We start from the raw sequence: 22775 nt of genomic DNA on the forward strand, positions 1-22775 counted from the left end.
TTGCTTTTTGTTGAATGGATTTTAGTCGACGATAAAGGGATAGTTCGCATCGAGATAGACATCTTTATACACTTCGGAGTCATCCGGCCAGGGTGACTCTTCGGCGAACTTCACCGACTCGGCAACGGTGTCGTTCACCCGTTTGTTGATCGCGTCGATCTCTTCCTGGGTGGCGTATTTTTTCGTCATGATGGTGTCCAGCACGGCCAGCACGGGGTCGCGTTGCTTGTATTCATCCACTTCTTCTTTCGTCCGGTATTTCTGCGGATCGGAAATAGAGTGGCCTTTGTAGCGATAGGTCTTGATCTCGAGCAGGGTCGGGCCATCGCCCTGACGTGCGCGTTTGACGGCGCGGGCGACCGCTTCGTGGACGGCTTCGGGGCTCATCCCGTCGATGGAGTCGGCGGGCATCTCGTAGGCATCGGCCAGCTTATAGATATCGACTACGTTCGAGGTCCGCTCGACGCTGGTCCCCATCGCATAGTTGTTGTTCTCGCAGACAAAGATAACCGGCAGCTTCCACAGCATCGCCAGGTTGAAGGTCTCGTGCAGCATTCCCTGCCGGGCGGCGCCGTCGCCAAAAAAGGTGAGCGCCACGTTGTCTGTGCCCTTGTATCGCTCGGCAAAGGCGAGTCCGGCACCGGTGCCGATCTGTGCACCGACGATCCCATGACCGCCAAAGAATTTCACGTCCACGCCAAAGAAGTGCATGCTCCCACCCTTCCCCTTGGCTGCACCGGTCGCCTTGCCATACAATTCGGCCATGCAGGCATTGGCGCTGACACCCTTGGACAGGGCCAGACCATGGTCGCGGTAAGCGGTGATAAACGGATCATCCGGTTTGGTGGCCGTCATACAGCCGGCCGCGATCGCCTCCTGTCCTATATAGGCATGGAAGAAACCACGGATCTTACCTTCCATTTTGTATTTTTCTTCCGCCATCAGCTCGAACTGGCGGATCAACTGCATTAATTCATACCAATACAGGTAGGTCTCTTTTGAGAATTTGGTAGCCACGATATTGAAAAATTTTGGGTTCCGAGGCGCAAATATACGCCTTCCCCCTCAATCCTTTATGGGAAAATATCGTCAAAAACGAACTTTTCGGGCTTCGGTAACGGCTTCCTGGGGATCATCTGGGGCCGCATGGCTGTGAAATACACAAAGCCTGCCAGGATCGTGGCCGCCTGCCGCAGATCGTCCATTCGCAGATGGTCATAATTGTCCTCGTTCGAATGGTGGGTCCGGGTCTCGTAATCCAGCTCGTCCTGAATGAACTGGAAGCCGGGAATACCTACGGCGTCAAAGCTGAGGTGATCGGTCGAACCCGTATTATGGAGGGTTACCGTGGTTGCGCCAAGGTCGTGGAAGGGAACGAACCATTGTTTGAAAATGGCCGCCGCCTGCTCATTTCCCTGGGCAAAGATGCCCCGGATCCTGCCCGTGCCGTTGTCCAGGTTGTAATACGCCGAGATCCTGGCCGCCTCGGGCTTCAACTTCATGTCGATGGGGTCGCCAAAATGATTTTTCACATAGTGGAAGGAACCGAACAACCCTTGTTCTTCACCGTCCCACAGGGCAATCCGGATCGTCCGTTTGGGCTTTATCCCCAGGTCCTTGAGGATGCGGATCGCCTCGAGCGCCACGATACAGCCTGCGCCGTTATCGGTGGCTCCCGTCCCCGAAGACCAGGAGTCCAGATGACCGCCCAGCATGACCACTTCCGACTTCAGGGCCGGATCGGTGCCGGGTATCTCCCCCACGACGTTATGTCCCGTCAGGTCCTGATCATAGAGTTTGGTATCGCTTTGTACCTCGACGGTCACGTTCGTGCCCCCAAGCGCCAGCCGGGATAACCGTTGCAGATCTTCCTTGGCGACCTGCAGATCGGGGATCGCCGGTTGATCCTTCTTCCGCCAGCCGGTCATACTTTGCACGACCACGGTCCCGTCCCGGCGTGCGGAGGCATGGAGGATCGCCAGGGCCCCGCTGTGGGCCAGCATCTTGTCGAGTGCCATATTTTTCAGGAGGAAGGGCAGGTAGAACTTGAACATCTCCTTGGTGAACATATACGTGTCGCCGATGGCCGCCAGTGCGCTGTCGCTATACCGGGTAGCGTCGGGCTTGAAATCCGGCGATAATACACTGTCCTGTGGGGTGATGACCAGGATCTTTCCTTTCATCTCACTGAGATGACCGGTGATCCAGGCGGAGTCCATCTTCGCCACGACAAAAACGGGTGCGGATACCGCCCCGTTGGTGCTGCCGCTCCAGGGAGTGGCATAGGCGATCAGCGGGCTGTAGTACGGCGTGCGCATGGCCAGGGTCGTTTTCTCCGCCGACCATCCATACCCGAATTCCCCCCAAGGTTCGGCCTGCGCCCCGCTGAGGCCCCAGCTTTTCAGGGTCTGCACGACCCAGGCGGCGGCCCGGTGAAAACCCGGGCTGTTGGTGAGCCGTGGCCCCATCTCGTCGGTCAGGTGATGTGCGATGGCGGGTATCTGGCTGTTGGTAAGCCCTTCCTGCCGGATTCGTCTAACCATTGCCGTGTCAACCGTTTCCTGTGCGGCGGTTACTGCCGGCGCGGAAAGCCCGGCCATCAGAAGCAGTCCGAAAAGTTTATTCATAGCAGTGTTCTTTACATTTGCCCGAAAGATAATATTTTACACCCGAATTCCACCGGATTGCTAAGGATTAAACAAATATCGCTCGTCGGTTTCAAGAACTACGCCGGGGCTACGTTCCGCTTCGATAAACGGATCGTCGGCATCTGCGGCAACAATGGCGTCGGCAAGACCAACCTGCTGGACGCGCTGTATTATCTCTGCTTTACGCGGAGCTATTTCACCCGCAGCGATCAATCGAACGTGCTTCGCCGCGCGGCGGGGTTCCGCATCGAAGGGCATTTCGACAATGCCGGTCAGCCGACAACGGTGGTCTGCATCCTGCGTGAAAATGGCAAGAAGGAATTCATTGCTGACGGCCAGGCCTATGAGAAATTCTCCCGGCATATCGGCCGCTTCCCCTGCGTCATCATCGCGCCCGACGATATCCAGATCATCACCGGCGGCAGCGAAGAGCGGCGGCGGTTTCTCGATGCCCTGCTATCCCAGCTGGACCCCGTTTATCTGCAGAACCTCATCGACTATAACAAGGTCCTGCAGCAACGCAACAGCTTCCTCAAATCCCTGACCGATAGGCGGCTGACGGATAACCAACTCCTCGAAGTATATGACGAGCAGCTTGTTGCCACCGGGACGGCGATCTTCGATTACCGCCGCCGCTTTCTGCAGGACCTGCTTCCCCTGGCAGCCCGCTTCTATACGGACATCGCCGGCGCCGAAGAGCCCCTGGCCCTCGGATATGACAGCCAGCTGCTGAACACCCCCTTTCGTCAGCTTCTTCGCCAGGGACTGGAAAAAGACCTGTACCTCCAGCGAACGGGCAGCGGCATCCATAAGGACGACATCGATATCCGCTATGCCGAAGAGCCCTTCAAGACCCGGGCTTCGCAGGGGCAGCGTAAAAGCCTGCTCTTCGCACTGAAGCTGGCCGAATATGAGACCCTGAAACAGGCAAAAGGCTGGGCGCCGATCCTGCTCCTGGATGACGTCTTCGAAAAACTGGACCGGAATCGCATGCGCAACCTGCTTGACAAGGTCTGCGTGCAGGATGAAGGTCAATTATTTATCACCGACACCCATCCCGAACGCATCCGCCGGGAGATGGACGAGATCGGGATGGAATTTCAGCTCATCACCCTTCCCCTCGATGAAGAAAATTCCGATTTATGAGTAAAAAAGAGTATATTTATTGACCCAATTTGAACACTCCCGAAAATTGATTGCTATGCCATCCGACCTGGAATCTGCTATTCGTTTCCTAGAAGAAACGAATGACCCTGCCACCGCTTTTTTCTCCTACACGGTTGACAATACGGGCGAGTTTGGACTCATCAAAGCCAACAAAGAAGGACTGCGTTTATACGCCGCGGAGATCCTGAAGAAATCCCGGCAGATGGAAGTTGCCGAACAGCAGCCCGAACCGGAGCAGCCCCTGCATTTCGATCCCCTGCAATGGATCTGCAGTGAGACGGGGTACGATCTTATCTCCGGCGTCCTCCCCCAGTATCAATCCCGGCGCGAGATCCTGACCTCGCAACTCCCGCCCCGTCGCGTCACCGGTCCCCGGCGTAGAAAACAACCGGTGCTTCTTTTTATCCTCATGTGTATAACGGGAGCACTCATTATGCTGGCTACACTAAAAGCTTTCCCTAACTTGCGCCTATGGGTGAATATTCATTAGGGGATGCGCTGCGGAAATTTCTAAACCAAAGTCAGCTGAAAGGCTCCATCCAGGCCCTGCAGATCGAAGAGATCTGGGAGCAGATCATGGGTAAGACCGTAGCCCGCTACACCGACAAGATCCAGATCCACGGACACACCCTCTACGTCAATACAGCCGTCGCCCCCCTTCGGCAGGAACTGCTCTACCAGAAAGACAAGATCATCCAGCGGGTCAATGAAGCGCTTGGCGAGAATGTGATAAAGGAAGTGGTGATCAAATGATCCATCAACCGGTCATCCGCACCCGCGGATCGACGAGGCCATAGAGGACATCGGACAACAGGCTGATCCCGATAAAAAAACAGGAAGAGACCAGCACCGACCCCATTACGACGGGGAAATCCAGCTTCTCCAGCGCATCGACCGTCACTTTTCCGATGCCCTTCCAGCCGAATATCGTCTCGACAAAGAAAGCGCCCGCCAGCAATTCGGCAAACCAGCCGGTGATCGCGGTGATGACGGGGTTCAGCGCATTTCTCAACCCATGTTTCCAGACCACGGCCCGTGGTTTCAGCCCCTTCGCATACGCGGAGCGGATATACTCCTGGTCGAGGACGTCCAGCAGCGATCCCCTTGTCAATTGGGCGATGATGGCCATCGGTCTGATCCCCAGCGTCAGCGCCGGCAGGATCAGGTTGCGCAATTGCAGTTGCCGTCCCGCGAATGGATCGGTGTCGAAAAGGCTGCCGGTCATATGAAGTCCGGTGGCATGGCTGAAGACAAACCCAAAAAGATAGGCGATGACGATGCCCATGAAGAACGAAGGCGCCGAGATCCCCAGCACGCTGACGAAAATGGAAGAAGTATCCCAGACGGTACCTTTTTTGATCGCCGCGAGCACCCCCAGCCCGATGCCGAGTATCGTCGCGACGAACATCGCTGCCAGCGCCAGCAGCAAGGTTCCCGGCAAGGCCTCCATCAGGATCGCCCCCACTTCGCGCTTGGTCTGATAGCTTCGGCGCAGATAGGGCCATTTAAGGCCGATCGTCGTTTTCCCGCCGATAAAGATCCCCCTGAGGCCCTTTTGTTCTATCTCTTCACGGGAGTGAATGCCGATGGGCGAAATGTCATCGAGATAGTAGACGAATTGCTTCCACTTTGGCTGATCGAGATACAGTTCCTTGCGGATATTCTCCTGCGTGGCGGCATCCGCCCGCTGACCCATCACCAGCCGGGAAGGATCCCCGAAACCCTGGAAAAGGAAAAAGACGGTGACCACCACTCCCAGCAGTACGAGCAGCCCATAAAAGGATTTGCGGAGGATGTAGCGTATCATTGTTTCGATTGATCAGGCAGTTCGGCGATGGCCGGGAGCGTGCCGTCATAGTCGGCATAGCTCCATTTTCTCAGGATCGTCGCGCCTTTCAGCAAATAGATCGTGGGTTTCTCTTCGGAACGTGCAGCGGTTTTTATCGCCGTCGCATCACATTTCACCAGCGTGATCAGGCTGTCGATCCCTTTCTGCCGTGTCCAGGCGCTGAGCTCGTCGTAGTCGCCGGTGACCAGGTAGAAGGGAATGTTCTTTGCCTTCGCCATCGCGAGCAGCACGCCGAAGCCTTCACGGGTGCGGGGTACAAAATCCATATCCTTTACAAATACCAGCAGCTTGAACCCCCGGGCCTCCAGCACCGCCTGGGTGGTATCCGTCCCTGCTCCGGTGAGCAGGTTGAAATCTTTTATCGCCGGGTCCGCGTTTCCCTTGCGGATCAGCTTGTCATAGCGCTTCACGAAATGATAGGAGTCGTTGAAATCCGCGGGGAACTGACTCGCGTCGAATTCCACCTGCTTGCCGGCTTTTTCGTACACCATCGTGATCGCCGTGCTATCGGGGATCGCACCGGGCGGGGGCTTCATCTTCTCCTGGATATTGTTGCCGACGCGGTAGGGCAGGCAGTCCACGGAGGGCAGATGCACCAGCACATGCCATTGAAAAGAGAACGACAGGATCGTGGCCAGGATCAGCACTGCCGCGCTACTTACGGGACGAAGCGCGGGGATGATCCGGTCGCGCACCGTAAAGAGAAAAAAGATCAGCACCAGCAGGATGAGGTCCTTGGTGAAGGACTGGCCGGCGGTCAGCGGGATGCAATCGCCAAAGCACCCGCATTCCCTTACCTTTCCCGACAGATAGGCATAACCGGTAAGGAAGGTAAAGAAGATGATCAGCAGCAGGAGCAGCCAGCTGAACAGCCGCATCTGCCAGCCCAGCAGGATGGCCACACCGGCGACGATCTCGAAGACGATCATGATCAGTGAGAACGCCAGCGTAAAATGATCCAGCCAGTGGAAATTCCAGACCTCGAAAAACTCCTGCATCTTATAGCTCAGCCCCAGCGGGTCGTTTGCTTTTACCAAACCGGAAAAGATGAACAGGATGCCTACGAAGGTCCGGGCGATGGAAATGAGTAGCTTCATAAACGTGGTTTATGCACTATGCAGCCCTTCTCCGATCAGGATCAGGGCAAACAGGGAATAGTTGATGATATCGATAAAATTGGAGTCGATGCCTTCGCTGATCAGCGTCTTGCCGTCGTTGGCCACGATCTGGCGGACCCTCAGGATCTTCATCAGGATCAGATCGGTGAAGCTCTCCTGGCTCATGTCCCGCCAGGCTTCTCCATAGTCGTGGTTCTTGGCGGTCATCGTTTCCCGGGCAAGCGCCATCTTTGCATCGTACTGCTTTTCCGTTTCGGCCACGGTCAGCTCTTCGGCTGCATCCGGGTCGATCGACAGCTGGATCAGCCCGATGACCCCGTAGTTCACCATTGCCCGGAACTCGCCGGCCTTGTCCTCGCCTACTTTCGTCACATCGGTCTCTTGCAGGGTACGGATCCGTTTTGCCTTGATGTAGAGCTGGTCGGCAATGGAGATCGTCCGCAACACCCGCCATGAGGTGCCATAGTCCTTTGTCTTGCTGATAAAAATAGTCCGGCATGCCCGAGCTGCTGAATCATATTGTTTATACGTATCGCTCAATTTCTATTTAATTTCACACAATGATAATTAAAAAATGGGCACATTGAATGTAAAAGGCCGGTTAATACCCCTCGGCCGGCCGCTGGTCATGGGCATCCTCAACCGGACGCCGGACTCTTTCTATTCCGGCAGCCGCATCGCCGATGAACCGCTTCTGTTGCAACAGGCGGAGAAGATGATCCGCGAAGGCGCCGATATCCTCGACATCGGCGGGCAGAGTACGCGTCCGCATGCCGAGCAGGTCGGGGAAGAGGAGGAACTGCGGCGGGTGGTGGGTGCGATTGCGGAGCTGCATCGCCGGTGGCCTGAGGTGCCCCTCTCGGTGGACACCTGGTATGCCCGTGTGGCCCGGGAAGCCGTAGCCGCCGGAGCCTCGATGGTCAATGACATCAGCGGCGGAACGCTCGACCCCGGGATGCTGGCAACGGTCGGCCGTCTGCAGGTGCCGTATATCTGTATGCATATGAAAGGAACTCCCGCCACCATGAACCGGGAAGCCGTATATGAAGACGTCGTGCGTGAAGTCCTGGACTTCTTTATCCGGCGGATCGAAGACTGCCGGCTGGCCGGTATCCATGATGTCATCCTCGATCCCGGTTTTGGCTTCGCCAAGACGGCCCTGCATAATTTTCAGGTATTGCGTGGTCTGCCGCTTTTTCGCATCGCCGGCAAGCCGCTGCTGCTTGGCGTTTCCCGGAAATCCACCATCTACCGGACCTTGCAGAGCACGCCCGAGGAGGCGCTCAACGGGTCGACCGTGCTGCATACCATCGGGCTGCTCAATGGAGCAGATATCCTTCGGGTGCACGATGTAAGGGAGGCGAGGGAGGCGATTATATTATTGGAGGCCTATAAATGAAAAAGGGACCTCACGGTCCCTTTTTCGATTCGATTATCTGTGCGGTTGCGGCTGTCCTTGCTGCGGTTGCCCTTGTTGGGGCAGACCCTGGATATTCGGCATCCCGGGCTGTGCGGAAGCGGGCGGTGCATCCTTTACGTCCACGATCTCTACGTCGAACATCAGGTTCTCGAAAGGCTTGTGCCCCGGACCTGCCTGTGCGTCATAGGCGAGATAGGCGGGGATATAGAGCTTTCCCTTTCCGCCTTTCTTGAATACTTTCAACCCGTCGTCCCAGCCGGGGATCACGTTACCCGCGCCGACGACAAGCTTGTAGGGATCGGCGGGACCCGTCATATTTCCGTCGAAGACCTTGCCAGAAGGCATCAGTTTGCCGGTATACTTGACGGCCACCTGCTTGCCGGAGTCTACCTTCGGACCGTCACCGGGATTGTCGATGACGTAGTATACGCCTTTCTCCGTTTTCTGAGCCTGGATATGGTTGGCGCTAAGATAGCTTTCGACCTCTTTTATTTCCCGGTCCTTCTGCTTGGCCAGTTCGCCTTCGCGATCCTTGTTCAGCAGATCTTCACTTGCGAAGACATCCAGCACCTTAAAGGCGAAGATGATCTTGTCCTTCTTCTTCAGGAAGGGAGGCAGTGCGCCGTTCATCTTGCGAAGCAGGGTGTCCACCGACAGGACTGCTACCGCGCTGTCACCTTTCCGCAACATCGTGAAGATCTCCCAGGGATTATAGGTGTTGTGCGGAGTGTCTACCGGCAGATAGACCGGCATCGCACCATAGGAGCTGTACAACGTGGAATCCCGCAGTTTCTGCAGAATATCGAGTTTCAGAAATTGGCCTTTCTTGGCCACATCCCCACGCCCGTCGGAAAATATCTTGTACTGCAGACCTGCTTTCGTCCGCTTGAATTCGGTATTGGTGCAGGCTACTGCTCCAAGCAGAACCAGGCTCACAAGCCCCAGGAATTTCGGAAACATGATTTTCATTCGTATTGTTATTATTGTAATTGTGAAGAATTATCGGTTAAAGCCTTCAGGAATCGTTGTACCGTGACCTCGAGCGTATCGGTGCTGCGTCCGCCGGCCGCGTTGACATGCCCGCCGCCGTCAAAATAGGTGCGCGCAAACGAGTTTACATCGAAGTCGCCCTTGCTGCGGAACGAACATTTCACTTCTTCGTCGCGGTCGATGATCAGGGCGGCCATCCGGATGCCCTGGATCGAAAGGGGATAGTTCACCAGACCTTCGGTATCACCGGTCTTAATCTCGTACCGGACGAGGTCCTTCCAGGGGATGGCGATGAGCGCCGCGTTATGCTCATAGAAGATCTCCATCCGGTTGCTCAGGACATAGCCGATAAAGCGCAGCCGGTTCTCCAGGAAGTTATCAAAAAGGTTCTCATGTATCTGCGTATGATTCAGCCCCGTGTCCTTCAAGGCCCCAACCATCCGGTGCACGGCTGCCGAAGCGCCGGGAAACCGGAAAGAGCCGGTGTCGGTCATCACCCCCGAATATAAACAGGCGGCGATGTCGATATCGATCTTGTCGGCATGACCGGACTCCACGATAAGATCATACACCATTTCGCTGGTCGAGCTCTTTTCGGTATTGCTGATGCCGTAGGCAAAAACGGGGGTTTCAGGCTGTTGGTGATGATCGATCAACAGTTTTTGGGCGGGTGACTTTCTGAGCCTGGACGCCATGTGACGAGTTCGGGTCAGGGTGTTGAAGTCCAGGCAAAAGATCCACTCCGCCTGGTCCAGTGCGGCAATGGCCTTCTCGGTGGAGAACTCATAGTCGATGACCGCCGCGCAGTCCGGCATCCACTTCAGCCATTCGGCCCAGTTGGTGGGTGAAATGACGGTCGTTTGGTGCCCCAGCTTCCGCAGGAAAAGTGATAGGCCAAGGGACGATCCCATGGCATCCGCATCGGGTTTCTGATGCATAATAATCACTACCCGGCGGGGCTGCTTTAATAACGGATATATCTCGGAAATAGGTTTCATGTCTACCAAAAGGCTTGCAAAGGTGCAGAATTCTGTGGCAAATCCCAAGTTTTCCTTATCCCCCCCGTTTTGAGCCGGAAAAAGCCAAAGGATTATCCTACATTTGCCAGCCAAAAAAGAAAGGAAAGGAATATATGAGCAATCAAACTTTCACCATGATCAAGCCGGACGCTTTTGCAAAAGGGCATTCGGGCGCCATCATCGACAAGATCCTGAAAAGCGGTTTTCGTATCGTAGCCCTGAAGCTGACCCGGCTTTCGAAAGAAAAGGCCGGTGAATTCTATGCCGTCCACAAGGCAAGACCGTTCTACGGCGAGCTGGTCGACTTTATGAGCAGCGGTCCCATCGTCGCCGCCATCCTGGAAAAGGACAATGCCGTAGCCGATTTCCGCAAGCTCATCGGCGCCACCGACCCCGCCAAGGCGGACGAAGGCACCATCCGTAAGCTGTTTGCGGCATCCGTAGGCGAAAACGCCGTCCATGGCAGCGACAGCGACGAGAATGCGGCCATTGAAGGGAGCTTCTTCTTCAGCGCGTTTGAAAGAATTTAGACCATTATAGTGTTGAACGGGCAGCGGTCCGCTGCTGTCCGTTCGATACCTCGTTCTTCACCGGTTCGACGGTGTACCCCTCCTTCCGCAGCAGATCGATGACGCCGCCGGTGCCCGGCAGATGCGCCGCCCCCACCGCGATCAGCAGCGATCGTTTCCCGAGCAGGCTATCGAGATTTTTCGCCCATTTCCGGTTGCGGTTGTATAACAGCAGGTCCATATAACCCGACACGCCCCCGTCTTCCTTCTTGCTCAGCTCGTCGATCCCATCCAGGTCCTGGTGATTGTACAGGTCTACCAACTGCTGGGTCATCTGTTTGTTCTGGTCACTGCTATCGATATAATTCACGAGTTCTTTAGCCTGGGTCTCGTAGGGGATGCTGTCGAAGAGTCCGGCCTGGAATTCCGCGGTCTCCAGTCCGTTGACCGGTTTGTCGTGTTTGGCTTGCTTCATGATCAAGAGCTCCATTCCGTCCGTCGTTTCGCAATCGAGGGCCTGTTCTTCGACAAGTCCGCTGATCAGCATGGGTTTGAAGCGTTCGAGCAGACTGAAGGGAAGCATCGATGCGTGCCGGGCGAAATAATCCTTCACGCGGGCATATTCGTCGGGCTTCAGCAGATCGGACAGCTTCTTGCTGTCATTCATCCGCATATACTTCATGGAATTGAGCATGCCTGCCATGTCGCTCAGGTTGATCTCGAAATAGATCTCATCACAGGTGGCGATGGCGGCCTTGAGGCTATCGCTCAGGTTGGCGTCCTTTGCGCAGAGGACATGCATCGTGCCGAAGAGATAGGACGGATGGGTGATCTTCTTGCCCGTGATCCGCCATAAAAGCGTGTGGGGCAGCTGCGAAAAGGCCAGGGACGCGGTCAGCATCCCCGCGGCCAAAAGTCCGGCCCGCCGCCAGGCGGCAAACCCTGAAAAAAAGCGCATCTTCTTTCTCATGAAACCACGGCCTCCTCGCCGTATACCTGGTCCTTGAATTTTAGCGATGGCGATGGGAGAAAGGCTCCCAGCCCCAACTCGTTCCATTTTTTGTCGACGGCCCGGATCGTCGCATCGTCGGCGACGATGATATTGGGCCAGTCGCGCTGAAAGTTATCCAATTCCTTTGTCTTGCGCGTGCCGTCGAGCCCCAGACAGGCAAATATTTTTCCATTGCCGGCCGCCGAGGGCCGTTCCGTCAGGATATGGTCCCGCCGGGGGTCGAGGTTATTGCAAAACCGCCATAGCGCCACGGGCAGATCGGTAGCATCGACGGTATGCTCGACATACAGGATCATCTTGAGCCCCTCCAGGCTGTCGAGGCCGCAGAGGGCTTCGTGCAGCTGGCGGATATGTCCGGGCCGTTGCTTACGAACTGCGAGCACCAGACAGGGAATCCCTTGTTGCAGCAGTGCAGTATTGACGCCGGCGATCTCGGGCCAGCAGCTTTTCAGGGTCTCGCCGTTGAGCCCTTGCCAGGCGGTCGCCTGCAGCTGGTAGGTTTCCGCGTCGGTCTCTTCCTCGAACTTCGTCGTACCGTCGATACACATCTTCCCGCCGAAGCCGAGCTTGCTGCAGCTATGATCGAGCACATCCATCGGCCCCTGAGAGAAACTAACATCCGTAGCCGGGTTAAGGTTGTGAAAAACGGCTTGCGCCAGCTTTTTATAGTCCTGGATGACGGTGTGCTCGTCGGCGATGACGAGGATCTTGTTGAACATCATCTGACCGGCGCCCCACATCGCATTCATCACTTTCTGGCCCTGGCCGGCATATTCCTTTTTTATCTGGGCGATGACGAGATTGTGGAATACGCCTTCCACCGGCATGTCCATATTGACGATCTCGGGGACCAGCGTCATTTTTATCGGTGCGAGGAAGATGCGTTCCGTAGCCTTGCCCAGCCAGGCGTCTTCCTGTGGCGGGATGCCGACGATCGTCGCGGGGTAGACGGGGTTCTTGCGGTGGGTGATGGCGGTGATATGAAAACGGGGATACCAGTCGGGAAGGGAATAGTACCCGGTATGATCGCCAAACGGGCCTTCCCAGATGAGTTCTTCGTTGGGGTCTACATAGCCTTCGATGATGAAGTCGGCGTCGGCGGGGACTTCGATTTCGGGTTGGGTGAGGCATTTGACCAGTTCGACCTTCTTTTTGCGGAGGAAGCCGGCGAGCATATATTCATCGACATTCTCCGGCAGGGGCGCGGTGGCGCTGTAGGCGTAGGCGGGGTCGCCGCCGAGGGCGACTGCGACGGGCATTCTGCGGCCTGTCTTCTTGTATTCGGAAAAATGGCGGGCGCTGACCTTGTGTTTATGCCAGTGCATCCCGGTGAGGGTAGGTCCGAAGACCTGCATGCGGTACATCCCCACGTTCCGGATGCCGTTGTTGGGGTCTTTGGTATGAATGATGGGCAGGGTGACGAATGGCCCCCCGTCCTTGGGCCAGCAGGTGATGACCGGCAGCTGGCCGATATCGGGGTTGGTCATCACTATTTCCTGGCATTCGCCGCGGCCGCTTTTGACGACGGGCATCCAGCTGGCGAATTGTCCTAATTTGGGAAGCAGTTTCAGCTTGTCCAGCAGGCCCTCTTTGGGGGCCGAGAGGAGTTTGAAAAGATTCTCTATTTCGCTGGTGACATCGTCGAGGTGTTGAACGCCGAGGGCCATGCACATGCGTTTCTCGCTGCCATAGGCGTTCATCAGGACCGGGAAACCGGTGCCTGTGTTCTCGAAGAGGAGGGCTTTTCCTCCGTTGCCGCTTTTGCTGATGCGGTCTGTGATCTCGGCGATCTCGAGCTTTGGGTCGACGAAGCTGCGGATGCGCACCAATTCCCCTGCTTTCTCCAATGCCTGAATGAACTCCTGCTGGTTTCTGTATGCCATCCGGCAAAATTAAGTCAGAAACCGACGGCCGCCAAAAGGGATGGACGCCCCGCCCGGGGGGGCGACCTGCGGTGCACAGGCGGTTCTGGTTGACGGCCCGGCGGTGCACACCGCTGTTCTGCCTGGCCGCGCGGGTCAATACACTCTTTTCGGGCAGTCGAGGACGCCGCTGTGCCGGCGAAACTCGGCGATGCGCAGCGAGTTCAAGGCGATCGTTACGCGCAGGCCGGACATATAATACCAGTCCTTATGCTTGGGATTGCCGCGGACCGTTCCGTCGGGCGGGTAGGTCGCGCCGCCTTTCAGTTCGTTGCCGCGGTAGGCCATCTCGACTGCCTCCGGGCCTTTCGCGGCCAGGAGGTTCGCCTGGCTGACGTAGCGGTTGCTGACATCATCGAGATAGTCGGTAAAAAGCTTGCGCAGGCCGATCTCGTAGGCCAGGGTCACCCTGTCGGATATGCGAAATTTGATCCCGCCGCCCATGGGGATGGCCAGCTGCGTAAGTGCGTAGGGCTTTCGGCCCGGGTATTGCGTCAGTCCCTCCCCTTCCGTGCTCAGCGGCCGGAGGTATACTTTTTTGCCTGCCGTATCATAGGCATAGGGGTTGAAATGATAGACTGCGACACCCGCGAATACATAGGGTGTCAGCTTATGTTTGCGCAGATCGAATAGATTGTATTCGGCAAGCAGGTTCCACTCGCCGATCACCGTTTCGAAGTTGAGATTACGCGCCCGGTGATCTGTCTGTGTGGCATAGCCGTCGGCTGCCGATACGCGACCACAAGTAAGATTGGAAAGGACGGAGAAATGTCCGCTGACATCGTACTGAAGTCCGGCTCCGAAGGAGCCATTCGATTGTTGGGTGGTGTAAGGATGTTCTTGCAGATCACCGAAGTAATTGGAGAAACCTCCGAATAGATTTACATTCCATTGGGCTTGGGTCATCAGCGGTAATAGCATCCCCGCCAGAAGAATTTTCTTCATTCTAGTTTAGAATTTGTTGCGAAAAAGGTCGTTGCGATGGCTTAACGCAGGGTAGGTGGATTTGGCGGTGCTACGATAAAGGGGAAGAAGGAAGGTCTAATGATCTTGGATATTCGTAGTAGAGTTCTTGCGTTAGGAGAGATTTGAAGTTGTAACTCTAAACGCAATTTTTAAGCCAAATATTTCCAAAAGCTTTGCCAAAAAAAAGTTAAAGCAAAAATTCCTGATTTAGCCCCTTTTTCCCTTACCTTTGCACCCCTCGGCGGAGTCATCCGATTCCCATTTCGGGACGTAGCGCAGCCCGGTAGCGCACTTGCATGGGGTGCAAGGGGTCGCAAGTTCGAATCTTGTCGTCCCGACTTACAAGAAGCCCGCAGCGAATGCTGCGGGTTTTTGTTTTGTGCGCCAGGCATGTCTATCTGCTCTAGGGTGCGAGTCCCGAAAGCGCTTTACAATAGGGAGCTTTAGCCAAAGGCAAAAACCCCCCTTTTCTAAAGGTTTTCTTATAAATGTTTACGTAGATAAACAAAAGACTAAATGCAGCCTTTGCAATACATATCGGACCACACCGGAAAGCATACTGCGGTTGTAATTCCTATCTCTGATTGGGAAAATATTGTCCGAAAATATGCTGATCTCAAATTGCTGGAACAAGAAACAATCAAAGAAAATCCGTCCTCCCGGCAATATACCATGGGAGATTTTGCCGGTGCCCTTGCTCCAGAAAGAGCAGACGCATTGCTGAAACATGTTGAACAAAGCCGTAATGAATGGGACAGGGATATTTGATCGATTCATGGTCTAACTCTCATATCCCGCAAGGTGTCGGATTGTCCACAATAGGATTCGGCATCTCAAAGAGATTTCAAATACTCAACCAAACTCGATTTGTCTGTCGTTGTCAGATCCAACGACATGCTTGTATTGTAATGGTCGACGACATCGTTTAAAGTGGCAAACCGCCCGTCGTGATAGTAGCCGCCTTTCGACCGGGTAAACAATCCACCCAACGGCGTCGTGCGGTATTTGTCCGTGGGAGAACGACTGGCTTCAAAGTCATCGATACCGATCTCCGCTCCTGTGTGCAATACATTATCGGCATAAGCGGGCCCCGAGTGGCAGCTGGCACATTTCGCCTTATTCGTAAAGATCATTCTTCCGGCGGCGGCCGCAGTCGCATCGAAGGTTCCGGCGGGTGGTCTTGGCGCGGCAATGGAGTGTTGATAGGCCGCTAAAGCCGGTAATTTCGAAGTGATCAGATCCGGGTTATTTATCACATCGAAAAAGCCGTTCTCTACAGCGATCGGGTATTTGGTGCTGTTATTCAACCGGGGATCCGAGAAGCTTCCTTTTCCGTGCATTTCCAGGTTGGCAACAAAGCCATTCCAGTACATAATGTCCCCCCATCCGGTATACGTCGTCAGTTTAACATCCTTTAAACCAAAAGCAGCAGGGATCAGATTTGCGGCAACAGTGCCATCGGGCTTAAGGGCCTTGCCGTCCATAAATAATATCGCCGCAAATTTCCCGGGTCCCCACAGACCCAGTACCGTACGCAAGGTAGGTTCATCGACGTGAAGCAGACTCGCGACCGGCTTGGCATTGTCGGTCAGCGAAATGATCGCGCCTACATTCAGATCCCGGTTTGGCCAGCCATCTAACCGGTTCCCGATGCCGGCGGAAAATGAATTGTCGACGGTGGAATGACAGATCGCGCAGGTAACGCCTATCGCCTGGAGCTTTCCTGCCGAACTGAAGGTACCCTTGACACCGACCACCGCGCCCAATTTCAAGAGAGCCAGGGTCGTAGCGGGATCATCCAAACTGATCGTACCGGCCTGGATACCGGCAACAACATCGGGCGGCAGAGCGGTCGCATCGACCTTTAATCCCACGGCCAATGCCGTTTTGGGACTGACACCAGGTCCGTAGCCACCATTTTGTGCGCCGGCAATGGCGCTGTCGAGGTGTAAGAGACCGCTCCAGAACGATTCGTCTCCATACGTGTCAAAGCGAAAGGTCTGCTTACCATCAGCAATCTGCTGGTTGTTGTTTCCGTTGTTCTTATTTTCTTTTCTACATTCGGCGAGGATCAACACAAATAGTAGGAGCACACCTACGATCGAAATTCTTTCGTAAGTCTTCATGTCATGTCAGTTTATAGTATGTGGTAGTATTATAGATTAGAGTGGAAGAGAGTTAAAAGGGTTACAAAATTTCCCCCTTATCTTCATACTCATAAACACAACCATGGAACTGCACCTCGCGCGCACCCATTCCGATGACCCGGACTTCCGCCTGCTGGCCGGCGAGCTGGAGCAGGATCTGCGCATCCGCGACGGTGACCGGTACGAACAGCATGCCCTGATAAACGCGATCGACCAACTCCCGCACACCCTGGTTGTTTATGAACGTGAACAGCCGGTCGCCTGCGGAGCGATCCGGGACTACGAAGAAAAAACGGTGGAAATAAAACGGATGTATGTCCGGCCGGCAAGCCGCGGGAAAGGCATCGCCACTGCCCTGCTGGCGGAACTGGAGAACTGGGCCCGGGAACAGGGCTATCGAACCTGTGTGCTGGAGACCGGCAGCAACCAGCCGGAAGCGATCGCGCTCTACCGGAAGAACGGCTACCGCGATATTCCGCGGTTTGGCCGGTACAGGGACAGCGCCAACAGCGTTTGCTTCGGTAAAGAGCTTTTTCCCGTCACCCCCGAAAGCCCAGGGGCGCCAGCCCGGTCTGCTTTTTAAAGAAGTGCGAGAAATGCGCCGGTTCTTCGAACCCGAGACACCAGGCGATCCCGGAAACGGCCCAGTCCGTTTGGCGCAGCAGGATCTTCGCCTCCTGTTCCATCCGCGCGGCGATGATCTCCGTGGTGGTCTGCCCCGTAGACTCCTTGAGCACCTTGTTGAGATGGTTGACGTGCACGGCCAGGCGGTCGGCATATTCTTTCGGCGTCCGCAGACCCAGGCGGTGTTCCGGCGATTCGATGGGGAACTGTCGTTCCAGGAGTTCGATAAAAAGTGAGGAGATGCGGTGTGAGGCGTTTTGCATGGTGTGCAGCGCGGACATGGGTTGCAGCTTCTGGCCGTAATGGATCAGCTCGAGGACGAGATTTCGCAGGAGGTCGTATTTATATTTATAGTCTGACCCCATCTCCCGCAGCATCTTGCGAAAGATATACTCCGTCTCCGCGACCTGCTGTTGTGACAGCTGGAACACGGGCAGCTGGCCCGGCTGGAAGATGGGCAGGTCCTCCAGGGCGACACCGGATTTTCGCTGGGCAAGGTAATCAGGGGTGAAGATGCAAAACATCCCGGTCTGCCGCCCGTCGGCCGGCACCCAATGATAGGGGATCTTCGGCGTGGCATACAGCAACCCGTCCTGCTCGACCTCTACCACCTTATCCGCATATTCCACCCGGCTCCTGCCGCGCAGCCAGCTTATCTTGTAGTAGGCGCGCCGCGTATACGGCATGATCCGCCGGCCCGTCTCGTCGTCGATCAGCTTCTCGGTCTCGAAGATGTTGAAATGGCCGATCTCCTTTGTAAGGCCCTCGGGAAGCGGAGCCGCGCTATCCCGGTAAAAGTCATCCAAAGACGTTAATGTAGGCATCCCTTTGCTTAAGATCCGAAGTTAGCACATAATTTCCTGCGTCGAAGACCCAGGGACCTGGCCCGCGGGGAACCGGTGGGCCTCGGCGGGTTATACCTGCATCCCGCCGGAGGCCTCTATCCGCTGGCCATTGACCCAGCGGGCGTCTTCCGTACACAGGAAGGCGACGACACCGCCGATGTCCTCGGCAACCCCGGGCCGGCCCAGCGCGGTGATCGCACTGACCATCTGCTGCAACTGCTCATTGCTCCGGAGATGACCACCGCCAAAATCCGTCAGGATGGCGCCCGGGGCGACGACATTCGCCCTGATCTTCCGCACACCAAGCTCTTTTGCCAGATAACGGGTAAAGACCTCTACCGCGCCCTTCAGCGAACCATATATCGACGAACCGGGCATCGATACCCGCGTAAGACCGGAGGAGATATTGACGATCCCCCCGCCGTCGTTGATCAGCGGCAGCATCTTCTGTGTGAGGAATACCACTCCTTTGAAGTGAATGTTCAACAACTGGTCGAAGAATTCTTCGGTCAGCTCGGCCACGGGCGAGTACCCGCCGATGCCGGCATTGTTGATCAGAAAATCGAGCCGATCGGAACCGAATTGTTTGTCCAGGGTTTCTTTCAGCCGGACGATAAAAGCATCGAAGCTCCCGATCTCGCCGGTATTGAGCTGAAGCGCCGCCGCTTTTTGGCCCGACTGTTCGATCTGCGTGGCCACTTTTTGCGCTTCGCCGGCCTGGCTATTATAAGTGACAATCACATCGATCCCTTTTTCGGCCAGCCGGAGGGCCATGTCCTTCCCTAATCCCCGGCTCCCGCCGGTCACCAGGGCAATCCTATTTTTCTTTTCCATGATCCTTTGCATTTATTGTTCTGCAAAGATCAGCACGAACCGGGCCCGCTTGTTTGCGGCAAACAATCCGATACTTACATAATTCAAATAATTTTCACGGTCACACCCTTGCGAAGCGTATTGTGGACTTCCGCCAGGCGGTCGGTGGCCCGGATCAATTCTTCGATCACGTCCGGCGCCGCATCCGCGCTTACCCTCGCCGTATACCGGAAGTTTTCGCCCGGCTCCCCTTCGGCGCCAAAATCCGCGGTGCACTCCACTTCCACCGCGGAAACGGCGATATTCCTTTTACCGGCTTCGCGGTATACATCATTGCAGAAACAGGTCGCCAGCGCCAGCAACAACAACTCCCCGCCATTGACCGCAGAGCCATAACCTGTCGTCTTCACGGGCATCGAGAGCTTCTTGGCGATATCGTTGGTCTCCACCACCGTCTCCTGGGAATGAAACCGGCTTTGAATTTTCGCAGAGATTTGCATACATCATTCGTTTTAGGTCCATTGCTAAGATATCAAAAACTTATGCACCCGGGTATTGTTGTATATGGAAATAACAATATATTTGATCAAACACCACGGCTATGTTGTCCCTAAAGGCTGTTGCCTCCTCGTTTCGCGTCTCTGCCGCTCTTCTCGTCTGTGGAATACTCTTCGCCAACTGCTATTCCTACCGGATCGCCACACACGCGCAACCGGGGACCGAATTCCAGACCCGCACGGCTCATTCTTTCTTCTGGGGACTGGTGCAGAACCCGAAAGAGATCTCCACGCCTATTTGTGATTCCCTGGATGTCAACGGCGTCGCCGTCGTACAGGTGCAAAACAATTTCGGTTACTCGCTGATCACCGTGCTGACCCTCGGTATCTGGTCGCCGATAAAGCTGCAATGGAAATGCGGTAAACCCTGCCAGGTCAGCGGGCATCTCTAGCTACCCCAACACCGATCGATATGAAAATAGTAAAAACCGGTTTCACGACCTGGGAGAACAGACATGAAACCTTTGTCGAGAAGATAAAAGACCTGTATGAGCTTGCTAACGACGACAGCCTGTCCCCGATCGACAGCTACAACGATTCAACAAAAGGCCTCCAGCAACTGATCGCTCAGGCCATTGCTCAAAAGCTGCCGCTCCGGGCCCTTGGCGCCGGCTGGTCGTGGATGAAGATCGCCACCGCGGACGGCGGGATCATGCTGGACACCAAACCGCTGAACCTGATGTTCGATATCTCCGTGCCAAGCCTGGTCCCCGGCTGCAAGAGCGACCCTACGAAACTCTTCTTCGCCCAGTGCGGCAACGGTGTCTGGGAGCTGAGCCGCTATCTCCGGCCCCGCCACCTCTCTTTAAAGACCGCGGGCGCCAGCAACGGGCAAACCCTCGCCGGGATAATAGCAACGGGCGCCCATGGCTCTGCTTTCGATGTCGGCGCCGTACAGGATTTTGTCGTGGGCCTGCATATCATCGTCAGCCCCACGCGGCATATCTGGCTGGAACGGGCCTCCAACCCCGTTGTCTCCGACGCCTTTATCAAAAACCTGCAAACCGAACGCGTACAGGACGACGACCTGTTCGACTCGGCGCTCGTCAGTTTTGGCAGTTTTGGCATCATCCATGGCGCGATGATCGAGACCGAACCGCTCTTCCTGCTCGAGAGCTATATGGCCCGCATGCCCTATGATGCGACCCTGCAGCAACTCATGCAGACGCTCGATTTCAACAACGCAAAACTTCCGAACGGCAGCGAACGCCCTTATCATTTTGCCGTTTCCGTGAACCCTTATGACCTGGACGGCGGCGCTTATGTCACGACGATGTATAAACGCACCTATGCCCCCGGCTATACCCCGCCGAAGCCCAACCTGAACGGCATCGGACCCGGGGACGACGCCGCCTGTTTTGTCGGTGGGCTTACCCAGGCCATTCCCGCCCTTGTGCCTGCGCTTGTCAACAAGTTGCTGGCGGGCGCCCTGACCCCCTACTCCAGGCAAACAGGTACGCTGGCCGAGACCTTTAACAATACGATCCTGCACGGAAAGCTGCTCAGCGCGGCGATCGGTGTTCCGATAACATATATTACCCGGGCGATCGGCCTGCTGCTGGATGTCAACAAAACGGCCGGCCCCTTTTCGGGACTCTTTGCCTGTCGGTTTGTAAAGCGGTCGCCGGCAAAGCTGGCCTTCACCCGTTTCGACTATACCTGTGTGATGGAACTGGATGGCGCCTTCTCCGACACGACCTATGCCTTCTATTCGGCGGCCTGGAAAAAATTAGAGGAGGAAAAGATCCCCTTCACCTTCCACTGGGGAAAGGTGAATGAACTGAACATCGACCGGCTGACCACGATGTATGGCGACAATGTGCAGAGCTGGATCTCCGCGCGCAACAAGCTGCTCGACACCGATACCCGGCAGGTATTCACCAACGCCACCCTGAAGGCCTGGGGGCTGGATAAGTCCCTATGATAGGAGTAAGATGGCTTATTGACAATAATCGTGCAGGGCGTCCATGATCATTTTCCGGTTATCTCCGAGGGATATCGCCTTCTGCAGATCGCTGCAGATCTTCTCTTTGTCTGCGGCTGGGATATCCACCTTGCCTTTGGAGGCCATCACCGTGACATCGTCATTTTTGGACAGGACCCGGCCGCCGGCAAACTGATATTTCCGGATCCGCGCAAAGGCCCGGTTGGACAATGCATTTTTCATATAAGGCTCGATCGTCAGTGCTTTGTCGAGATCGGCAATGGCCTCATCAAATTTAAAATCGTTTAGCTTCAACGTTCCTCGCGAGAAATACGCATCTGCGAATGTGCTGTCCAGCGCGATCGCCTTTGTCGCATAGCGGATGGCGCCCGCCCTATCTTCCTCTTTGTCGGATTGGGCGCTTTTATTCATCAACTGATGCACCTTGGTTTTCACCGGATCGGAGATGACCTTCCCGTTCTTGATCATCACCCGCTCTTTGATCATTCCGGTGGAATAATACCTGACGGACGAATCGACAAGTTCTCCATGCAGGTAGTTACTGTAAAGGTCGGTCTGCCCATTGGGGAAATATCTTTTCCAGACGCCTTCTTCCCGGCCGGCTACAAATACCCCTTCCTGCTTCAGGGTGCCATCCGGATAGAATTCCCTGTCGGTCCCATCGATCACTCCGTCCTTGTAGGGCCGCGCCAATTCCTTTTGTCCGTTGTGATAATAGTGGATGACCCAACCATTGCCTTTGCCGTTGAGGAGCTGGCCTTCCGTTTGGACCTTTCCGTTGAGGTAATAGTCGATGACCCTGCCGCTGTAAGGGGCTTCATGAAAATACCAGACACCGTTCTTCTGCACCATCTGTTTGAGGGAAGGATTTTTTTTGATGCTGTCCGGTCTTGCCCGATACGCTTTTGTGAAGATAAACGCAACTCCGTTGAACCGGCCGTAGCCCAGGCGTTGCAGGGAGTCCTTGTTTTTAACGACCACCATTTCTGCAATGTCGGCGGGCGACAGATCGTCGTCGGAACCCGGATCACTTTCCACCAGGACCGAGTCGACGACATACACTAACCGGGAGCTATCGGTTTGGCCAAACACCGGGCGAACGGTGAGGAACAGGCCGAGGCCTATAAGCAAAGATTTTAAGTAACAAGGCATGGAGCAAAATAGGAAAAATTCCGGTTCTCTTTTTTACAATTTCAAACCGGAGCCAAAGAGTTACTTTGTATA

The 22775-nt window shown here is 55.4% G+C and carries 24 protein-coding genes and 1 tRNA gene; 10 read left to right on the top strand and 15 right to left on the bottom strand.

Going from position 1 to position 22775, the window contains the following annotated elements:
• Positions 1-21: 21 nt before the first annotated feature.
• Both pdhA and VGM48_RS14185 read right to left on the bottom strand, forming a co-directional pair.
• Positions 22-1017, bottom strand: a complete 996-nt coding sequence (pdhA, locus tag VGM48_RS14180) for a pyruvate dehydrogenase (acetyl-transferring) E1 component subunit alpha (protein ID WP_331580172.1) — start codon at positions 1015-1017, stop codon at positions 22-24.
• Between the two features lie 56 nt (positions 1018-1073).
• On the bottom strand, positions 1074-2627 hold the full coding sequence (locus tag VGM48_RS14185; protein WP_331580174.1) for a M20/M25/M40 family metallo-hydrolase: 1554 nt from the start codon (positions 2625-2627) through the stop codon (positions 1074-1076).
• Between the two features lie 57 nt (positions 2628-2684).
• Here VGM48_RS14185 and recF point away from each other — a divergent pair, with 57 nt between their 5' ends.
• From recF to VGM48_RS14200, 3 genes are read left to right on the top strand one after another with little or no spacing between them, the layout of a single operon-like run.
• Positions 2685-3794 carry a DNA replication/repair protein RecF gene (recF, locus tag VGM48_RS14190; protein WP_331580176.1) on the top strand — a complete coding sequence of 370 codons (1110 nt, stop codon included), beginning with the start codon at positions 2685-2687 and terminating at the stop codon, positions 3792-3794.
• Between the two features lie 55 nt (positions 3795-3849).
• Positions 3850-4305, top strand: a complete 456-nt coding sequence (locus VGM48_RS14195) for a hypothetical protein (RefSeq protein ID WP_331580178.1) — start codon at positions 3850-3852, stop codon at positions 4303-4305.
• Positions 4287-4568 (top strand): DUF721 domain-containing protein, encoded by a 282-nt coding sequence (locus VGM48_RS14200; protein WP_331580180.1) that lies wholly within the window; start codon positions 4287-4289, stop codon positions 4566-4568. The genes VGM48_RS14195 and VGM48_RS14200 overlap by 19 nt, the downstream gene beginning before the upstream one ends.
• Positions 4569-4572: 4 nt before the next feature.
• On the opposite strand, the gene VGM48_RS14205 is transcribed toward VGM48_RS14200, so the two are convergent.
• Genes VGM48_RS14205 through VGM48_RS14215 form a run of 3 tightly spaced genes read right to left on the bottom strand, consistent with a single transcriptional unit; the run spans position 4573 to position 7322 of the window.
• Positions 4573-5622 carry an ABC transporter permease gene (locus VGM48_RS14205; RefSeq protein WP_331580182.1) on the bottom strand — a complete coding sequence of 350 codons (1050 nt, stop codon included), beginning with the start codon at positions 5620-5622 and terminating at the stop codon, positions 4573-4575.
• Positions 5619-6761, bottom strand: coding sequence for a BT_3928 family protein (locus tag VGM48_RS14210; protein WP_331580184.1), 1143 nt, complete (start codon positions 6759-6761; stop codon positions 5619-5621). Before VGM48_RS14210 ends, VGM48_RS14205 begins: the two co-directional genes overlap by 4 nt.
• 9 nt (positions 6762-6770) lie before the next feature.
• The gene (locus VGM48_RS14215; RefSeq protein WP_331580187.1) at positions 6771-7322 is read right to left on the bottom strand and encodes a DUF1599 domain-containing protein; all 552 of its coding nucleotides are present in this window, start codon (positions 7320-7322) and stop codon (positions 6771-6773) included.
• A gap of 34 nt (positions 7323-7356) precedes the next feature.
• Here VGM48_RS14215 and folP point away from each other — a divergent pair, with 34 nt between their 5' ends.
• On the top strand, positions 7357-8181 hold the full coding sequence (gene folP, locus VGM48_RS14220) for a dihydropteroate synthase (protein WP_331580189.1): 825 nt from the start codon (positions 7357-7359) through the stop codon (positions 8179-8181).
• 33 nt (positions 8182-8214) lie between these two features.
• Here folP and VGM48_RS14225 read toward each other — a convergent pair whose 3' ends face one another.
• Positions 8215-9171 (bottom strand): FKBP-type peptidyl-prolyl cis-trans isomerase, encoded by a 957-nt coding sequence (locus tag VGM48_RS14225; protein WP_331580192.1) that lies wholly within the window; start codon positions 9169-9171, stop codon positions 8215-8217.
• Positions 9172-9182: 11 nt separating this feature from the next.
• On the bottom strand, positions 9183-10190 hold the full coding sequence (locus VGM48_RS14230; RefSeq protein WP_331580194.1) for a bifunctional oligoribonuclease/PAP phosphatase NrnA: 1008 nt from the start codon (positions 10188-10190) through the stop codon (positions 9183-9185).
• 134 nt (positions 10191-10324) lie between these two features.
• On the opposite strand from VGM48_RS14230, the gene VGM48_RS14235 reads away from it, so the two are divergent.
• Positions 10325-10741, top strand: coding sequence for a nucleoside-diphosphate kinase (locus VGM48_RS14235; RefSeq protein ID WP_331580196.1), 417 nt, complete (start codon positions 10325-10327; stop codon positions 10739-10741).
• 4 nt (positions 10742-10745) lie between these two features.
• On the opposite strand, the gene VGM48_RS14240 is transcribed toward VGM48_RS14235, so the two are convergent.
• The 3 genes from VGM48_RS14240 to VGM48_RS14250 all read right to left on the bottom strand — a co-directional run bounded on the left by VGM48_RS14240 (position 10746) and on the right by VGM48_RS14250 (position 14599).
• Complete coding sequence (locus tag VGM48_RS14240; protein ID WP_331580198.1) at positions 10746-11690, bottom strand: TraB/GumN family protein; 945 nt, start codon at positions 11688-11690, stop codon at positions 10746-10748.
• Positions 11687-13615: a menaquinone biosynthesis decarboxylase gene (locus VGM48_RS14245; RefSeq protein WP_331580199.1), complete on the bottom strand. Its 1929-nt coding sequence runs from the start codon at positions 13613-13615 to the stop codon at positions 11687-11689. Before VGM48_RS14245 ends, VGM48_RS14240 begins: the two co-directional genes overlap by 4 nt.
• A gap of 135 nt (positions 13616-13750) precedes the next feature.
• Positions 13751-14599 (bottom strand): DUF6089 family protein, encoded by an 849-nt coding sequence (locus tag VGM48_RS14250; protein ID WP_331580201.1) that lies wholly within the window; start codon positions 14597-14599, stop codon positions 13751-13753.
• Between the two features lie 285 nt (positions 14600-14884).
• On the opposite strand from VGM48_RS14250, the gene VGM48_RS14255 reads away from it, so the two are divergent.
• Together VGM48_RS14255 and VGM48_RS14260 are read left to right on the top strand one after the other, a co-directional pair.
• Positions 14885-14958 (top strand) — tRNA-Pro (locus tag VGM48_RS14255).
• Between the two features lie 178 nt (positions 14959-15136).
• Complete coding sequence (locus VGM48_RS14260; RefSeq protein ID WP_331580203.1) at positions 15137-15388, top strand: hypothetical protein; 252 nt, start codon at positions 15137-15139, stop codon at positions 15386-15388.
• 65 nt (positions 15389-15453) lie between these two features.
• Here VGM48_RS14260 and VGM48_RS14265 read toward each other — a convergent pair whose 3' ends face one another.
• Entirely contained in the window at positions 15454-16746 is a 1293-nt protein-coding gene (locus VGM48_RS14265) for a hypothetical protein (RefSeq protein WP_331580205.1), read from the bottom strand.
• Positions 16747-16849: 103 nt separating this feature from the next.
• On the opposite strand from VGM48_RS14265, the gene VGM48_RS14270 reads away from it, so the two are divergent.
• On the top strand, positions 16850-17350 hold the full coding sequence (locus tag VGM48_RS14270) for a GNAT family N-acetyltransferase (RefSeq protein WP_331580207.1): 501 nt from the start codon (positions 16850-16852) through the stop codon (positions 17348-17350).
• Here VGM48_RS14270 and VGM48_RS14275 read toward each other — a convergent pair.
• The 3 genes from VGM48_RS14275 to VGM48_RS14285 form a co-directional block, all read right to left on the bottom strand.
• Positions 17307-18215: a helix-turn-helix transcriptional regulator gene (locus tag VGM48_RS14275; protein WP_331580209.1), complete on the bottom strand. Its 909-nt coding sequence runs from the start codon at positions 18213-18215 to the stop codon at positions 17307-17309. The two genes, VGM48_RS14270 and VGM48_RS14275, sit on opposite strands and share 44 nt — an antisense overlap.
• A gap of 90 nt (positions 18216-18305) precedes the next feature.
• Positions 18306-19070 (bottom strand): SDR family NAD(P)-dependent oxidoreductase, encoded by a 765-nt coding sequence (locus tag VGM48_RS14280; protein WP_331580210.1) that lies wholly within the window; start codon positions 19068-19070, stop codon positions 18306-18308.
• Positions 19071-19153: 83 nt separating this feature from the next.
• Positions 19154-19549 carry an OsmC family protein gene (locus tag VGM48_RS14285; RefSeq protein WP_331580212.1) on the bottom strand — a complete coding sequence of 132 codons (396 nt, stop codon included), beginning with the start codon at positions 19547-19549 and terminating at the stop codon, positions 19154-19156.
• A gap of 101 nt (positions 19550-19650) precedes the next feature.
• On the opposite strand from VGM48_RS14285, the gene VGM48_RS14290 reads away from it, so the two are divergent.
• Together VGM48_RS14290 and VGM48_RS14295 are read left to right on the top strand one after the other, a co-directional pair.
• Positions 19651-19998, top strand: a complete 348-nt coding sequence (locus VGM48_RS14290; protein WP_331580214.1) for a Bor/Iss family lipoprotein — start codon at positions 19651-19653, stop codon at positions 19996-19998.
• Positions 19999-20018: 20 nt separating this feature from the next.
• Positions 20019-21530 carry an FAD-binding protein gene (locus VGM48_RS14295; protein WP_331580216.1) on the top strand — a complete coding sequence of 504 codons (1512 nt, stop codon included), beginning with the start codon at positions 20019-20021 and terminating at the stop codon, positions 21528-21530.
• 15 nt (positions 21531-21545) lie between these two features.
• Here the strand turns inward: VGM48_RS14295 and VGM48_RS14300 are convergent, their stop codons facing one another.
• Complete coding sequence (locus VGM48_RS14300; protein ID WP_331580218.1) at positions 21546-22682, bottom strand: hypothetical protein; 1137 nt, start codon at positions 22680-22682, stop codon at positions 21546-21548.
• Positions 22683-22775 lie beyond the last annotated feature (93 nt).

Origin of the sequence: Puia sp. (genome assembly GCF_036500295.1) — a bacterium.
Classification (GTDB): Bacteria; Bacteroidota; Bacteroidia; order Chitinophagales; family Chitinophagaceae; genus Puia.

What these genes read in the sequence shown, in the direction of transcription:
- VGM48_RS14235 (WP_331580196.1), top strand. Translation starts at nt 10,325, where the DNA reads ATGAGCAATCAAACTTTCACCATGATCAAGCCGGACGCTTTTGCAAAA.
- VGM48_RS14285 (WP_331580212.1), bottom strand. Translation starts at nt 19,549, where the DNA reads ATGCAAATCTCTGCGAAAATTCAAAGCCGGTTTCATTCCCAGGAGACG.
- VGM48_RS14200 (WP_331580180.1), top strand. Translation starts at nt 4,287, where the DNA reads ATGGGTGAATATTCATTAGGGGATGCGCTGCGGAAATTTCTAAACCAA.
- VGM48_RS14205 (WP_331580182.1), bottom strand. Translation starts at nt 5,622, where the DNA reads ATGATACGCTACATCCTCCGCAAATCCTTTTATGGGCTGCTCGTACTG.
- VGM48_RS14270 (WP_331580207.1), top strand. Translation starts at nt 16,850, where the DNA reads ATGGAACTGCACCTCGCGCGCACCCATTCCGATGACCCGGACTTCCGC.
- VGM48_RS14210 (WP_331580184.1), bottom strand. Translation starts at nt 6,761, where the DNA reads ATGAAGCTACTCATTTCCATCGCCCGGACCTTCGTAGGCATCCTGTTC.
- VGM48_RS14265 (WP_331580205.1), bottom strand. Translation starts at nt 16,746, where the DNA reads ATGAAGACTTACGAAAGAATTTCGATCGTAGGTGTGCTCCTACTATTT.
- VGM48_RS14250 (WP_331580201.1), bottom strand. Translation starts at nt 14,599, where the DNA reads ATGAAGAAAATTCTTCTGGCGGGGATGCTATTACCGCTGATGACCCAA.
- VGM48_RS14195 (WP_331580178.1), top strand. Translation starts at nt 3,850, where the DNA reads ATGCCATCCGACCTGGAATCTGCTATTCGTTTCCTAGAAGAAACGAAT.
- VGM48_RS14295 (WP_331580216.1), top strand. Translation starts at nt 20,019, where the DNA reads ATGAAAATAGTAAAAACCGGTTTCACGACCTGGGAGAACAGACATGAA.
- VGM48_RS14260 (WP_331580203.1), top strand. Translation starts at nt 15,137, where the DNA reads ATGCAGCCTTTGCAATACATATCGGACCACACCGGAAAGCATACTGCG.
- VGM48_RS14230 (WP_331580194.1), bottom strand. Translation starts at nt 10,190, where the DNA reads ATGAAACCTATTTCCGAGATATATCCGTTATTAAAGCAGCCCCGCCGG.
- VGM48_RS14280 (WP_331580210.1), bottom strand. Translation starts at nt 19,070, where the DNA reads ATGGAAAAGAAAAATAGGATTGCCCTGGTGACCGGCGGGAGCCGGGGA.
- VGM48_RS14185 (WP_331580174.1), bottom strand. Translation starts at nt 2,627, where the DNA reads ATGAATAAACTTTTCGGACTGCTTCTGATGGCCGGGCTTTCCGCGCCG.
- VGM48_RS14225 (WP_331580192.1), bottom strand. Translation starts at nt 9,171, where the DNA reads ATGAAAATCATGTTTCCGAAATTCCTGGGGCTTGTGAGCCTGGTTCTG.
- VGM48_RS14245 (WP_331580199.1), bottom strand. Translation starts at nt 13,615, where the DNA reads ATGGCATACAGAAACCAGCAGGAGTTCATTCAGGCATTGGAGAAAGCA.
- VGM48_RS14275 (WP_331580209.1), bottom strand. Translation starts at nt 18,215, where the DNA reads ATGCCTACATTAACGTCTTTGGATGACTTTTACCGGGATAGCGCGGCT.
- folP (WP_331580189.1), top strand. Translation starts at nt 7,357, where the DNA reads ATGGGCACATTGAATGTAAAAGGCCGGTTAATACCCCTCGGCCGGCCG.
- VGM48_RS14240 (WP_331580198.1), bottom strand. Translation starts at nt 11,690, where the DNA reads ATGAGAAAGAAGATGCGCTTTTTTTCAGGGTTTGCCGCCTGGCGGCGG.
- VGM48_RS14290 (WP_331580214.1), top strand. Translation starts at nt 19,651, where the DNA reads ATGTTGTCCCTAAAGGCTGTTGCCTCCTCGTTTCGCGTCTCTGCCGCT.